Raw genomic sequence first — 13538 nt, forward strand, 5'->3', positions numbered from 1 at the left:
CGCAAAGCAATAGGGAAAAATATACCCAGCCCTCTGATTCAGGGCCATGGCGGCCTCCCTGCCGCGTTGCGCAGCCTAACCGTATTGTTAAGCGGAACAGTTGTTTATTAAGTGGAAAGGTTATCGCGTGACCGCGCCAAAACGGCGACTGGCTCTAGCGATGGCTGTGATTCATCACGACAAGAAGAGCGATGGTGTCGCTGTCGCCGTGATTCTGAATGGTGTGGGCGACATCGGCGTGATAGCGGGCGGTGTCGCCCTGCGCCAGCCGTTGCGACTGGTTGCCGCTGACCACTTCGAGTTGACCGCTCAGTACGGTGAGGTGCTCCATGCAGCCCTGTGTATGGGCCTGACTTTCCAGCTTGCCCTGCGGCCGCATGCGCAGCTCGTACCACTCTATGGAGCCCACCAGATGGGGCGGACTGAGAATACTCAGGTGATAGCCGCCCTGGGGGTTGTCTATCTTTGGCGTCTGCGCGGCGATGATATGTTCGATGGGAGTGTGGGAGACGCCCTCGCTTTCGTCCACCAGTTCCGACCACTCGATGCCCATGGCGCGGGTGAGGTTCCACAGGGTGGCGAAGGTGGGGTTCGCCTGGCCGCGTTCGATCTGCGACAGCATGGAGCGGGAGACGTTGGATTGCTGCGCCAGTTGCTCCAGGGTCAGTTTTTCTGACTTCCTGAGCTGTTGAATGCGTTTGCCCAGTCTGGCGACTAAATCAGTGTCTTTCATTGTTTCGTTTCGCGTTCCAGAGATCGGCGCCACTCGCTTAGAAAGCGTTGCCGTTTTAATTTATCCAGCGGAACCAGTAACTGTGGTCCCACGGTAATGGGTTTCAGCGGTCCCGGCGCATGTTTGTTCAGCCAGTCCGCAGTGACTTCGCCATGCACGCCCGGGTCGATGGGATACAGTTTCGACTCGCTGGCCAGAGTCTGCTGACCGGCCGGGGATAACAGGTAGTCCAGGAAATCCCGGGCGTTCTGTGTGTTGACCGCATGTTTATGAATCAAGGCGATGCGCGTCATGATCAGAGTGTAGTCCGCCGGCAGAATCATTTGCAGATTCGGCGCCGAAGCCAGCCGGGCCTTGGTGTACGATCCCAGCAGATTATAGCCGATCGCGTATTGCCCGGAAGCCAGTCCGTCGAGAATATCGCCGGTGCAGCAGGCCAGTTGCACCGAGTGCGTGCCAAAGGCTTCCAGTAGCCGGCCGTAGGTGGTGGCCTGTTGGCTGTCCTGGGCGGCGAACAGGTAGCCGACGCCGCTGCGGGCGATATCGTAGGTGGCGATTTTCCCCGCCAGACTCTCGCCCTGGCTGCGGATCAACTCCAGCAATTGCTGGCGATCCTGCGGCGGCGGGCCTGGCAGCAACTTGGTGTTCACCACGGTCACTACCGGCTCGAAAGTAAAGCCGAAGGCCTCGTTACGCCACTTCGCCCAGTCGGGAATGCGACGGGTGTAGGGCGACTCATAGCGCTGCGCATAGCCGTCGTTGACCAGCTTCACCTGCAGGTCCATCGCCGAGCTGATCAGCAGGTCGCCGACAATGGCGTCCGACGGCTCCGTCGTATGGGAGGAGCCTTCCACGGTGTGCTGGAACAGGTCGGCGGTCTCAAACTCAATCAGTCGGATTTCCACATTGGGATAACGCTGCTGAAACGCCTTGATGATGGGATTCATCACCACGTAATCCAGCACCGCATGAATATTGAGTATGCTGACCGGCTTCTGTTGCGCAGGGTAAAGCACGACCGGCAGCGGACCTGGCGCCGCCTGCGCGGAGGCGGCGCTGATGACGGCGAACAACAGGAGCGCCCAAAACAGCGAGCCGGCGCGAAAAAAAACGAAGCGGTTATTCGCCATGGACGTTCTCCTTGCGGAAACCGACTCGCGCTGTCAGGCCCTGGGGATGGTTATCCATCAGTCCCACTTCCGCATTATGGCGCTCCGCAATTTCCCGCACGATGGCGAGCCCCAGTCCGCTGCCGACGCCAGCGGCGGCAGGCGTGCGGTAGAAGCGGGCGAACACTTTGTCGCGGAATTCAACGGGAATGCCGGGGCCGTTGTCCTTCACTTCCACAAAAAAACGGTTTGCGTTTTGATATACGCGCACTTCCACCACACCATCGACCGGGCTGTATCTGACCGCATTTTCTATTAGATTTCGGAACAGTTGCTTCAACGCAAAAGCGTCGCCAAGCAAAGTCGTGTCCTCGGCGTCCGCCTCAAAAGCCAGTTCCACTTTTTCGTTAATGGCGTGCGACGCCAGCTCCAGGCAGGCCTCTTTCACCACCTTGTTGAGTTCGATGCGCCGCAATGCCTCACTTTGCAGGCGATGGGTGATGGTGGCCTGATTGAGCAGTTGCGACACGGTGGTGTTGAGCTGATCCACGGATTGCATGATGCGGTTATACACGGGCTTGGGGTCGTCGATATCGGGATGGTCGCGCAGGTTCTGCAGCGCTGCGCGCAACCCGGCCAGAGGTGTGCGGATCTGGTGGGCGGCCTCCCCAGTGTAGCGCTGCATGCGGTCCAGCGTGTCCTGCAGGCGCCGCATGAAATGATTGATGGTTTGCTGTAAGCGCCAGGTTTCCTTGATGGGCGTGACGTGCAAGGGCGTCAGATCGGTCGGGTTGCGCGCAGCCAGCTCCCGTTCGATCTGATCCAGAGGCGAGAAGGCGCGCTTGATGCCGTAGCCCAGCAGCCCCAGTGCGATGACGGAAGCAATGGCGATTAACTGCAGGCCTTTACCGGTGATGTCTTCCGCCAGGTCGGCGCGGGCGTTGATGGTCTGCCCCAATTGCACGGTGATGTAGCCGGTGATGTCCGCCTCCGTCAATAAACGGCGCAATACGATGAAGCGCACAGGTTCATCCAGGTAGCGACTGGTGAAAAAGCGCTGCTGAATCAGGCGCGCGCCGCCTTTGCTGAATCCCTGATCCGCCTCGGGGCGGGGCAGGTCGGCGTAGCCAGTGAGATAGGCGTCGCGGGGGCCGCTGATGCGATAGAACACACGATCATCCCGCGCCAGCGCCAGGGTTTCAAAGGCCGCCACCGGCAAGTCCACATCCACCACGCCGTCGCGCACATGAATGGCGTCCGCAATCTGGAAAGCGGCGCTGGCCAGCAGCCGGTCGTAAGATAATTCCGCCGCCCGCTTGCCATAACCATCGATAGCGATGATGGCCAGCGTGCCGAGCACCAGAATCAGCGCCACGGCCCCCAGGATCAACCGGTTACGTAATGAGACGGGTTGATCCGGACGCAACGGCGAATCAGTCATCATCGCATTCCGCCAGATACCCCAGTCCCCGTAAGGTGCGTATCTGAACGGAGGCGTCCGCGAGCTTTTTGCGCAGGCGCGCAATGTAAAGCTCTATGGCGTTGGGACCAGGGGATTCATCAAACGCGAACAGGCGGTCGGCCAGCTCTTCTTTGCTCATGACCCGGCCCAGGTGACCGAGGAAGACTTCCAGAAGGCGGAACTCGCGGTTCTTAAGGTCCAGCTTTTCATCATTGACGTACACCGCTTTGGCGGAGCGGTCGAAAGACAGGTTGCCGTGTCGGCTGAGGTTGCTGGAGAAGCCTTGATTGCGCCGCATTAGCACCCGGCAGCGCGCTTCCAGTTCGCCGAAATCAAAAGGTTTAGTGAGGTAGTCGTCAGCGCCGGCGTCAAGCAGCTTGATGCGGTCATCCACCTGTTCCCGGGCGGTGAGAATCAGCACTGGCGTGGTGTCTTTACGCTTGCGCAACTCCGTCAGAATCTGCTCGCCGCCCAGCTCCGGCAGGTTGAGATCCAATATGATCAGATCGAACTGCTGATGCTGCAACAAACCGTTGGCCTGGCGTCCGTTATTCACCCAATCTACGCCATGGCCCATTTTCTGCAATCGCGCCTGGATGGATTCGCCCAACAATTCTGAATCTTCTACAACAAGGATATGCATGCGCCGACTTCACTTTTTTCGAATCAGGACGTGACAGGTTAATGACAGGTTTAACAGTTAGGATGCAGTCATTACCTGTTCCATATCAAGCATAGGTCGCCGGAGAGGTAATCGAAACCAGGTTTCGAAAGCTGCAACGAGCGACTAAACATAAAGCGCAACAAAAATAATAGGAGCGTGACTTGAACACAACGTATCTTTTTCGACAATCCCACCCCCCAGACCTTGGAATCCCGCCGGCTTAATAAGCAGGACGGCGGACGCCGGTAGCCCCAAAAGGGCAAAACCAATATATTTGCGATCGAATCAATTCCTGTAACCTGTGTGAGGTAACAATAATGACAATCAGAACTCCGATAAAAATGCTTGTGGCCGCCGCTCTGACAGTCAGCGCCACCCTGACCATGGCCTACGAACCAAAAGGCAAAGTTGAATGTATCGCCCCTGCGGACCCTGGCGGCGGCTGGGATTTCACCTGCCGTAGCGTCGGCAACGTGATGGAGGAGCTGAAGCTGGTTCCCGGCAACGTGCAGACCATTAACATGGCTGGCGCAGGCGGCGGCGTCGCCTTCGCGCACACCGTGAGCAAGCGTAAGAACGACCAGAACCTGGTTGTCGCAGCATCCACCGCCACAACGACTCGCCTGGCCCAGGGCCAGTATCCCGGCATGAACGCGGAAATGGTTAACTGGGTTGGCGCGATTGGCGCTGATTATGGCGTTATCGCTGTTTCCAAGAACTCTCCCTATAAAAGCCTGAGCGATCTGATGGCGGCGCTGAAACAAGATCCGCGCTCCGTTAAATTCGCAGGCGGCAGCGCCAATGGCGGCTGGGACCACCTGAAAGTGCTGATCAGCGCGAAAGCGGCGGGCGTCGGTAATCTGCCGAAGATCCCCTACCTGTCTTACAACAACGGCGGCGAAGCCATGACTCAGGTCGTAGGCGGTCACGTTGACGCGTTCACTGGCGACATCACTGAGGTGCAGGGCTTCTTCGAATCCGGCGACCTGCGTGTATTGGCGGTGCTGTCCGAAGACCGTCTGCCCGGTAAATTCGCCAATATCCCCACCGCGCGTGAACAGGGCATTGAGTCTGTCGCACCTAACTGGCGCGGTTTCTACATCCCTGGCGGCGCGCCGGCTGATGTAAAAGAGTACTGGACCTCCGCTATCGACAAGATCTACGCCAGCGAGCAGTGGAAATCCTTGATGGAGAAAAATGGACTGATGCCGTTCCATAAAAGCGGCGCTGAATTCAACAATTTCGTGAAAGCGCAAATCTCGGACATCCAAGCGCTTTCTAAAGAAATTGGCTTGATCCGTTAAGCGCCATGAATGACCGTATTTTCGGTTTAGTGATGCTCGTCCTCGCCGTCGCGTACGGCTGGGGCGCGCATCAGCTGCCTGAGCCCTTCGGCGGCAATGAATCGGTCGGGCCCGAGACCTTCCCGATTCTGCTGTCGGTAGTGCTTGGTCTGAGCAGTCTCTACCTGATGCTGCGTCCCGACCCGGACAATCACTGGCCCTGGAACCGCACTGGCGTGGAAATGGTGGTGGCGGTGGTGGTGCTGACGCTGTATGGCGTGTTGCTGGAGCCGCTGGGCTTCATCATTACCACGACTCTGGCGGTTGGCACACTGAGCTGGCGCATGGGCGCCCGCAAGTTCCCGGCCTATATGTCCGGCCTGATTGGCGGCGTCGTGGTGTTCGTGTTGTTCAACTACGTGCTTGAATTGCCGTTGCCCCTGGGCGTACTGGAGGTAAGCTGATGGAAACCTTGAACTTTCTGATGCAGGGCTTTGCTGTCGCCCTGACGCCGGAAAACCTGATGTTCGCGCTCCTCGGCTGCTTCCTGGGCACCCTGATAGGCGCACTGCCAGGGTTGGGGCCCGCCAACGGCGTGGCGATCCTGATTCCGTTGGCGTTCACCCTCGGGTTGAAACCGGAAACGGCCTTGATCATGTTGACCTCGGTGTACGCCGGGGCCATGTACGGCGGACGTATTTCGTCGATTCTGCTGAATATTCCCGGCGATGAGCCGGCGATGATGACCTGTCTGGACGGCTATCCCATGGCGCAAGGCGGCAGAGCCGCGGAAGCGCTGGCGATTTCGGCGGTGGCCTCCTTCATCGGCAGCGTTATCGCTACGATCGGCTTGATTCTGCTGGCCCCCTGGCTGGCCAATTTCGCGCTGACCTTTGGTCCGGCGGAATACTTCGCGCTATTCGTGCTGGCGTTCGCCACTCTGGGCGGGATAACCGGCAAGAATCCGGTTAAAACCATCCTGGCGGCGGCGTTGGGCCTGATGATGGCGACGGTGGGCATCGATATGAACACCGGCGTGCAACGTTTTACTTTCAATACGCTGGAGCTGTATGAAGGCGTGGACTTCATCATTCTGATCGTGGGCCTGTTCGCCATATCGGAGTTGCTGTTTTTCATTGAGGCGCATGCGGGCGAAGGCCGCAAGATGATCGCAATGAACAAACTGAAGATGAAGTTCAAGGATTTCGCCAACATCATGCCGACTTCGTTGCGCGGCAGCGTTATTGGTTTTCTGGCGGGCGTTCTGCCTGGCGCCGGCGCTTCTTTGGGCAGCTTCGTCAGCTACACCCTGGAAAAGCGGATGCTGGGCAAGAAAGCCAGGTTCGGAGAAGGCGACCCCCGCGGCGTCGCGGCGCCGGAAGCGGGCAACAACGCCGCCGCCAATGGCGCGCTGGTGCCCATGCTGACGCTGGGCGTGCCGGGTAGCGGCACCACGGCGGTGCTGCTGGCGATGTTGATATCCATGAATATCACCCCCGGCCCACTGATGTTCCAGCAGCATGGCGATATTGTCTGGGGCGTTATCGCTGCGCTGCTGATCGGCAACCTGATGCTGCTGTTGCTTAACATTCCGCTGGTCGGCGTGTTTGTGAAGCTGCTCTCCGTGCCGCCTAAATACCTGTTGCCGATTGTCACCATGGTCGCTTTTGTCGGCGTCTATTCAATCAGCCACAGCGTGTTTGACCTGTATTTCATGATTTTCTTCGGTGTGCTCGGCTATGTGTTGCGCAAGGTCGAGATCCCTCTGGTGCCTGTCATTCTGGGCACTCTGTTGGGGCCGGAGATGGAGAAAAACCTGCGGCACGCCATGACGTTGTCGGACGGCGACTGGAGCATCCTCTGGGGTAGCGGTCTGTCCATCACGCTTTGGTGTGTTGCTGGCGTGGGTCTTATTGCTCCCTACATCATCGGCCCTATTCTGCGTAGGCGCATGAAGGGTGTGGATCATGAAGTGGACGAGGCGGTGACCGCCGACTGACCCCGGCGTCCAGGGATGGGCGCGCAACTGAGATTTGATTGTAAGTCTTGGTCCCATTTTTGGGTCGAAAGACCCTTTTTCCTCGGTGTGGAAACTATGCCCGCTCTCCTCCTGTTAAAGTCATAGTTTCCATTGCCTTGGCTGCGCGGCCCCGATTTTCGCCGTCGCAGCCTTTCTTTCCCTTCTTTCTCTTTTGCCGCCCTTATTTTTTCAGTCAGCGCTTACGCCGGTTCTGGGCGCACTGGTTTACCCGGCTCCGTCTCGACGTTAGCCGTCAGTCTGATGCGCCAGGCTCTGTTCCCATCCGTCAATTCACTGTCTTTCAGCTCAGTCGGCTGCGCAACTGGCGTTACGGAGCCCTCCGGATCGCAGACGCGGACTTCAAGCGTCCAGCTCTCTCCAGCAGGCCCGGCGTCCACGCGCACAAACTGGGATTTATCCGCCCGCAACAAACGCGCTTCCGCCTGTAATTGCAACTGGGAGCCGTGCATAGGGACGGAGATGGGGCTTTCCCATTCAAAGTCCTTAGGGTTGGCGTTGGCGAAAGGCAGCGGTGAGTACAGACCGGAAGATATGATTTGCCACAGGGTGACGGGCTTGCGGTGCGACACCGTCTGATCCGCAGGGTTCGCCAGGGTCATGCGCGCCAGAGCGCAGAGATGCTGATCGCCGCCAACAAAGACGACATTGGCGATCTGTCGCTCGTAGATCAGTGTCATCACTGCCGCCAAGGTATGGGGATAGCCGCACCATCCATCGTGATTGCGCCACAGGTCAGGATATTGAACGAGGCGCTTCTCTACTGGCGCGATGACGCTACCGGAGAAGATAAACTTGGGCCGTTCCGGCGCCAGACGTTGCGCCTCCATTAACCAGGCGGCCAGCGCGGCGAGCTGCTGGGCGCCGACCATTTCCGCCTGCGCCCCATCGTCGCCGGCGCTGCGAAGGCGCCGTTCGGTGCGGGTGTCCATGACGAACGCGGGGCAATCGAACTCCCTTTGGGCGCTGACGCCTAGCGGGTACCAGAGCATGGCGTCCGCCTGTCGCCCGCTGCATTGAAAACTGCGTGCGGCGCGGAGCGCGAAGTCAAAGCGTTCGCGTTCCTTGAGATGCGCCTCCCGTTGCGGCGGCCGACCCGAGCAGTTGTCGCTGAACTCATGGTCGTCCACGGTGAAGTGGGTGGGGGCGAGCTGCAACAGCTCACGCATATTGGGCGAGTTGAACGCTTCCCGGTAGCTTGTGATATAGCGTTCTTTCAGCGCCGTATTGTCGAACAAGTCGGCTGTAGCGTCTGCGTATATCTGATCTCCAATAAAAAACACCGAGTCCGCGCCGGGCGACTGCGCGTCGCCCCTGATCTGACGTCCCATGCCGACGAACGCTTGGTCGGCGAGATCCCGCTCCAGCACTGCGCCCGGATAGCGGCATGATCCCACCAGAAAGCGCATGGCGGGACTGGCGCCGCGATGCAGACACCGTTCGCGCAGACGTCGCAGCCAGCCCGCGGAGGCGGGAATGCGCAAGGTCTGCGATAACGCCTGCTGCGTCTCTGGATCGAACTGGCGCTGAGTGAGGCTGAAGCGGACCCGCAGATCACGTTCCTGGGCTGCATCGACTTTCACCGCTACATCCAGCAGCAAATGGTGGGGATCATTGGCGGCGCAGAACTGGCATTGAACCAGCTCTGCGCCTTCCAGCGCCAGACGTTGGGTTAGCTTGGCCTGCGCGTCGGCCAGATCGGCCAGGTCGGAAAGCTCCGCCCATATTCGCAAGACAATGCGGGGCCGACCGAGCTCGGCGTTGTCAATCCATGCGCCGCGGATGACCGGTCCTGCGCTGAACAGGTTGGCGTTGACGGCGTGAAGGTCGTCGGCGGCGCCATAGCGGTCGAACAGCCTATGATGGAGGGCTGCGTTATCACCGGCGGAATGGCGCAGGCGCTCCGTATCCTCGCTGAAAAAGGCGCGCAGACTGGGGAAGGCGTCCTGGTAAGCGTTTTGCGCCAGAATAACATCCATGTGGCCGTAATGAGGCACTCGCTTGAGCAGGACTGGCGGGGCTGGCGTGTGGCCTTTCAGCATCTCGCTGAGGCGGATGGCTGAGCGGGTGGCGGACTGCGGATTGAAGACCTTGCTTTGCTCGCCATGAATGAACAGGGTGGGATAACGCCAGTGTTTGCGCACGGCGGAAGGGGTAAGGAACTTGTTTTCACCGTCCTTTGACGTGACCCTTTGCTGTTGCGCGAAGTAATACAGGTGACGATAAACGGCGCCGGGGGCCTGTCCCAGCATGTCTTGAAAGGCTTTGTGGGTGGCGGGGGAGATTTGGTCGTGCCGCCACATCCGGCCATACAGAAAGCTCATTTTGTCGCAGATGCCTTGAGATATTTCTACGCCGCCATCGGGCGCATGGTCGCTGTGCGCATGCGTCTCGCCGTTGTTGCGCGCTCTGCCTTCCTCCGTCTCCTGCAATTCACCCAGGCGCGCGAATGAGAATGCGAGACGGTCGAACATGGAGTCGAAAGCGCTGGGATTGGGGTGAGGGATGGGGTTGAGCTGAGCGTCATTGATGGAGTCGCGCAGGAAGCTGCCCAACTTGGCGCGACTGCGATTGACCGGAGATGGGATGATCCAGGGGTGAATGGCGTTGAAAGCCACCCGACCAATAAAGGGATCGGCGGAGTCATCCAACCAGCCTTTGAGAATGGCCATCGTGGTGGCGGTGGCGCCGACGCAATGAGCGAACAGGTTGATCTTACCCGGGTTAACCCTGTGAATGTGGCCCACCGCGGCGGGTATGTCGTAGCGGGCGATTTCTTCGATGCTCCAGCCTTGCATGGGAACGGGGGCGGGGAGGGCGTTGCTGAGGCGGTAGTCCAGCAGCCAGACGTCAAAGCCGGCGCGCCACAGGTAGACCGCCAGATTTTCCGGAATTGCTTCGGAGCAGTAGATAAGGCTGCCCTGAGCGAGGCCGTGAATAAGCAGCGCAGGCTGACCTGGCCGCTGAGCGTTAGTTTGCGGATAACGGGTGAGAACGAGGCTGATCTGCTCTGAGGATGCATCATTTAAAGGCACGCTGAGTTCTGTGCGCTGGGGGCTGATTATCCGGTTATCCGCGACGCGCAGCGCCCGGGGATGCGGGTTGGACGTGATGGATTTACTGGGATAGTGGGGCGATCCGAAGTCCCAGAACTGTGTTTGCAGCAGGCAACGCAGGAATAACATGCCCAATCCCGCCGCCGCCATGGCGGACTCCGGCAGATTGGGGGATTTGACCACTTGGGTCAGCCCCCTTTCCGACATGTACTCCATGTCCACGTACAGTGAGCCTGTCGCGGCGGCGCCATGACGTTCGTGAGACAGCTCGATGGGAAGATTGGTCAGTGCGCGCCAAAGCCTGGGTGCGCCATTCTTCCAGGCCAGCCGTTTTTCTCCTCGCAGACGGATCATTTCTCCGGGGCGCGCCTCGAAGCGGGGATTGCGATCATTCGTTGCGTTAGGCCTGAATTGAAAGTCATAACTCATGCGACGGTATTGCGCATGGTGTTTGGCGACCGTCCAGAAACCCCTGGCCTGTTCGGACAACCCAGGCGCAGGAGCGTCCTGTGACGAGTCCCAGTGGCTGAGTCGCTGCTTGAGCTGTCGCATGACGAATCCCGAGAGAGACTGGCGGCGCGTTCGATAGGCGTTGAGGGCTTGAACGCCGCGCAAGGCGGTGGTCCAGGGGCCGGGAGTGTCGCAGTGCAGCAGACGCACTACGCCCTCGCCGATGGCGATGGGAATGGCGTCTTTCAACAGTTCAGGAGGCAGGCCGTAGATGTGCATCTTGGCGGTTTGTTCCGCGCTTAACGGATTCAAATACAGCTTTGCCGTCGCTCTCAGTTCCTCGCCTGGTTTCTGCAGCCAGTCATGCAGGTCGTCTATCTGCGTTTCCACTTTGAAAATCAGTCCCTGATCGCCAGTGAGCCGCGTCGCGTCGCTATGGGCGGGGCGGGCTTCTGCGGGGAGGGCAGCGGCCCATTGCCCGATCCAGGTTTGCACCCACTTGGGTAAGGGGGCGTCTATGTCTTGTTCCTGCAGGCGTCCGAACATTTGCTCGCTGATGCTCAGCGTTACGGTCTGGTTGGGCTTGACTGGCGCCTTGTCCGGTACAGGCTGCGCCAGCTGCTGTGTCCTGGCGGCGTTGCGTGAGACCTGCGCAAGGGTTGAAGCGAGCCAGCCCCGTTGCTCTCGGATCGCCCCGGCGGCGCGTAGAGACAGCGCGGCGATGGTCAGGAACGGATTGACGCCCAGGGCAGTGGGCAGGATGGAGCCGTCCAGCACATAAAGTCCCTCATGCAGCGCGGGGGCGGCGACGCTCTCGGCGCCTGAGTCGGCCTTGAAAGCCTGGCCGTAATGATTGACGACGCCAGTGTCGGGACCATCGCCCATGGCGCAGCCGCCTAATGGATGCACGGTAATGACGCGGCCGCCGGGAAGCTGTCCGCTCATGACTGTAGTGGCGTCGTCCGGCAAGGTTTTCCAGAGCGGATTGGGGACGTACTGGCCTCCGTCGAAGCCTTGCTTTCTGTCCTGACCCCGTAACAGGGCGTCCGCCGCGGTTAAGCAGGCATTCTCCGCCGCCTTGGGCCAGTCGACGCGGATACGGGAAAAGTCAGCATTGGTTTGTTGCGCCAGATTGTCGCTGGCGCGCAGGGAAAGGCCGCCGGCGGCTCCGTCGTCTCCCATGATCAAGAGGATTTGCGAGTTGTCCATAGCGCCGGGATGATGGGCCAGCGGGTCTTTGAATACGCCATTTTTACTGGCGTTCAGGAACCAGGCGGGGAGCGTCATGTTGGTCAAACGGTTCAATTGCGCGCCGGTGGTGGCGATTTCTCCAACAATGCGCGCCACGCCATAAGGGGCGGCTCCGTCCTCCAGGGTTAAGCGCACCTCCGCTCCTGTATGCGGGTGACGCGCTAGTGGGCGCGCGACAGCGGTGATAGTGGGGCCGACAGCGCTTTCCTGGGCGCGACGCAGATCCTGATCAGATTTCCCTATCGCATTGACGGGAGCGGCCTGGCCATAACTCAAGGCGAAGCCGTCTCCATTAGTGGAAAAACGTTTTCCCAGCCTGTCGGACAGCCGCAACCGGCCGGAGTCACGGGAACGCAACAGGATCTCGGCGCTGCCCAGGGCGCCGGCTGCAAGAATGACGATGGCGGCCTCTATCCAATACACCTCGTCCGCCAGGCTGTTCTTTTCCGTAGCGGTGCGCCGCACCCGTATCCGCCAGCGTCGCGGGTTTGCGTTGGCGTTCTCGACCATTGCGCTTTCCGGCGCGGCGATGGGCTCCATAGTCAGGACGGTGGCGCCGGTGTAGAATTTGGCGCCTCGCGCTTTGGCCAGAGGAATCAGGTTCATGGTCAGCGTACTCTTCGCGCCTTGGTTGCATCCGGAAACGCAGTTGCCGCAGAGATTGCAACTCGACTGTTCAACGCCGATGGCGTTGGCTCCCGCATGAAAGCTCACGGTTAATGGCGCTGGTTCAACCGACGCCTTGACCGCTTTCGCGAGCCTGTTCAGCGCCTGAAACTTGGGGAGACTGCTCAGCGTGGCGCGCGCGGCCTGATCCTGGGGGTTAACCCCAAGCAGTCTGCGCACTTCCTGAAAATACTCGTCCAGCAGCAGCGGATGCTCTCGAAACTCTCGCGGCCAGGCGGCTTGGGTCAGGGTGTCTGAGTCTGGCTCCAGGGCGACGTTGGCGTTGATCAGAGAGCCTCCGCCAAGTCCGCATCCTACTAAAACGTCCACGTCTGCGCCGATACGAAAGTCATAAAGCGCGTCGGCGTAACCGATCGGCCGGTTGGAGCCGGACTTTAATAACTGCATGTGGCCGGGAATATCGCCCAGGGCTTCTGGAAAATCTCCTGGACGATATTCTTTGCCTCGCTCCAGTACTGTGACTGACACGGAATCGCCTTCAGGCTTCCTGGCGCCCGCCAGTTGCATGGCGGCGATGGAGCCGCCATAACCTGAGCCGATAACCAGCACGTCGGTGTCGTGCACCCGGGTTTCTGGCCGGGCGTCTTTGATTAAGGCTTCGAGTGGTTCGGAAAGATAAGAGTGCATGACCGGAACTCCTTCCCTAGCAAAGGACTTGGTATGAGGTTGATGTCCGTTCGGCGGCGTTTCGACTGTGAGTTCAGGCGCTCGAAAGCGTTGGACTTCGCCGCTCTGGTTCCAGGGTGGAGGGCTACGTCAGTGCGTCAGTCGCACTGTGGTGATCGACAGGATGTTGACCGATAAG

General features: G+C 59.6%; 8 protein-coding genes. 3 read left to right on the forward strand and 5 right to left on the reverse strand.

Annotated features, from left to right (window positions below; all coding sequences use genetic code 11):
- Positions 1–154 precede the first annotated feature (154 nt).
- From AC2IBB_RS09165 to AC2IBB_RS09180, 4 genes are read right to left on the reverse strand one after another with little or no spacing between them, the layout of a single operon-like run.
- The gene (locus AC2IBB_RS09165) at positions 155–733 is read right to left on the reverse strand and encodes a helix-turn-helix domain-containing protein (RefSeq protein WP_486332575.1); all 579 of its coding nucleotides are present in this window, start codon (positions 731–733) and stop codon (positions 155–157) included.
- On the reverse strand, positions 730–1863 hold the full coding sequence (locus tag AC2IBB_RS09170) for an ABC transporter substrate-binding protein (protein ID WP_486332576.1): 1134 nt from the start codon (positions 1861–1863) through the stop codon (positions 730–732). Before AC2IBB_RS09170 ends, AC2IBB_RS09165 begins: the two co-directional genes overlap by 4 nt.
- Positions 1853–3286 carry a sensor histidine kinase N-terminal domain-containing protein gene (locus AC2IBB_RS09175; RefSeq protein WP_486332577.1) on the reverse strand — a complete coding sequence of 478 codons (1434 nt, stop codon included), beginning with the start codon at positions 3284–3286 and terminating at the stop codon, positions 1853–1855. The genes AC2IBB_RS09170 and AC2IBB_RS09175 overlap by 11 nt, the downstream gene beginning before the upstream one ends.
- Positions 3276–3947, reverse strand: coding sequence for a response regulator transcription factor (locus AC2IBB_RS09180; protein WP_486332578.1), 672 nt, complete (start codon positions 3945–3947; stop codon positions 3276–3278). Before AC2IBB_RS09180 ends, AC2IBB_RS09175 begins: the two co-directional genes overlap by 11 nt.
- A gap of 338 nt (positions 3948–4285) precedes the next feature.
- Here AC2IBB_RS09180 and AC2IBB_RS09185 point away from each other — a divergent pair, with 338 nt between their 5' ends.
- The 3 genes from AC2IBB_RS09185 to AC2IBB_RS09195 are packed head-to-tail and all read left to right on the forward strand — an operon-like array spanning position 4286 to position 7250.
- Positions 4286–5272, forward strand: coding sequence for a Bug family tripartite tricarboxylate transporter substrate binding protein (locus AC2IBB_RS09185; RefSeq protein ID WP_486332579.1), 987 nt, complete (start codon positions 4286–4288; stop codon positions 5270–5272).
- Positions 5273–5277: 5 nt separating this feature from the next.
- On the forward strand, positions 5278–5715 hold the full coding sequence (locus AC2IBB_RS09190; RefSeq protein ID WP_486332580.1) for a tripartite tricarboxylate transporter TctB family protein: 438 nt from the start codon (positions 5278–5280) through the stop codon (positions 5713–5715).
- A complete protein-coding gene (locus AC2IBB_RS09195) occupies positions 5715–7250 on the forward strand; it encodes a tripartite tricarboxylate transporter permease (RefSeq protein WP_486332581.1) in 1536 nt (511 codons plus the stop codon). The genes AC2IBB_RS09190 and AC2IBB_RS09195 overlap by 1 nt, the downstream gene beginning before the upstream one ends.
- A 221-nt stretch (positions 7251–7471) precedes the next feature.
- Here AC2IBB_RS09195 and AC2IBB_RS09200 read toward each other — a convergent pair whose 3' ends face one another.
- Complete coding sequence (locus tag AC2IBB_RS09200; protein ID WP_486332582.1) at positions 7472–13360, reverse strand: alpha/beta fold hydrolase; 5889 nt, start codon at positions 13358–13360, stop codon at positions 7472–7474.
- Between the last annotated feature and the right edge of the window lie 178 nt (positions 13361–13538).

Source organism: Hahella sp. NS-SX17, from assembly GCF_057367735.1.

What these genes read in the sequence shown, in the direction of transcription:
- AC2IBB_RS09165 (WP_486332575.1), bottom strand. Translation starts at nt 733, where the DNA reads ATGAAAGACACTGATTTAGTCGCCAGACTGGGCAAACGCATTCAACAG.
- AC2IBB_RS09170 (WP_486332576.1), bottom strand. Translation starts at nt 1,863, where the DNA reads ATGGCGAATAACCGCTTCGTTTTTTTTCGCGCCGGCTCGCTGTTTTGG.
- AC2IBB_RS09175 (WP_486332577.1), bottom strand. Translation starts at nt 3,286, where the DNA reads ATGATGACTGATTCGCCGTTGCGTCCGGATCAACCCGTCTCATTACGT.
- AC2IBB_RS09180 (WP_486332578.1), bottom strand. Translation starts at nt 3,947, where the DNA reads ATGCATATCCTTGTTGTAGAAGATTCAGAATTGTTGGGCGAATCCATC.
- AC2IBB_RS09185 (WP_486332579.1), top strand. Translation starts at nt 4,286, where the DNA reads ATGACAATCAGAACTCCGATAAAAATGCTTGTGGCCGCCGCTCTGACA.
- AC2IBB_RS09190 (WP_486332580.1), top strand. Translation starts at nt 5,278, where the DNA reads ATGAATGACCGTATTTTCGGTTTAGTGATGCTCGTCCTCGCCGTCGCG.
- AC2IBB_RS09195 (WP_486332581.1), top strand. Translation starts at nt 5,715, where the DNA reads ATGGAAACCTTGAACTTTCTGATGCAGGGCTTTGCTGTCGCCCTGACG.
- AC2IBB_RS09200 (WP_486332582.1), bottom strand. Translation starts at nt 13,360, where the DNA reads ATGCACTCTTATCTTTCCGAACCACTCGAAGCCTTAATCAAAGACGCC.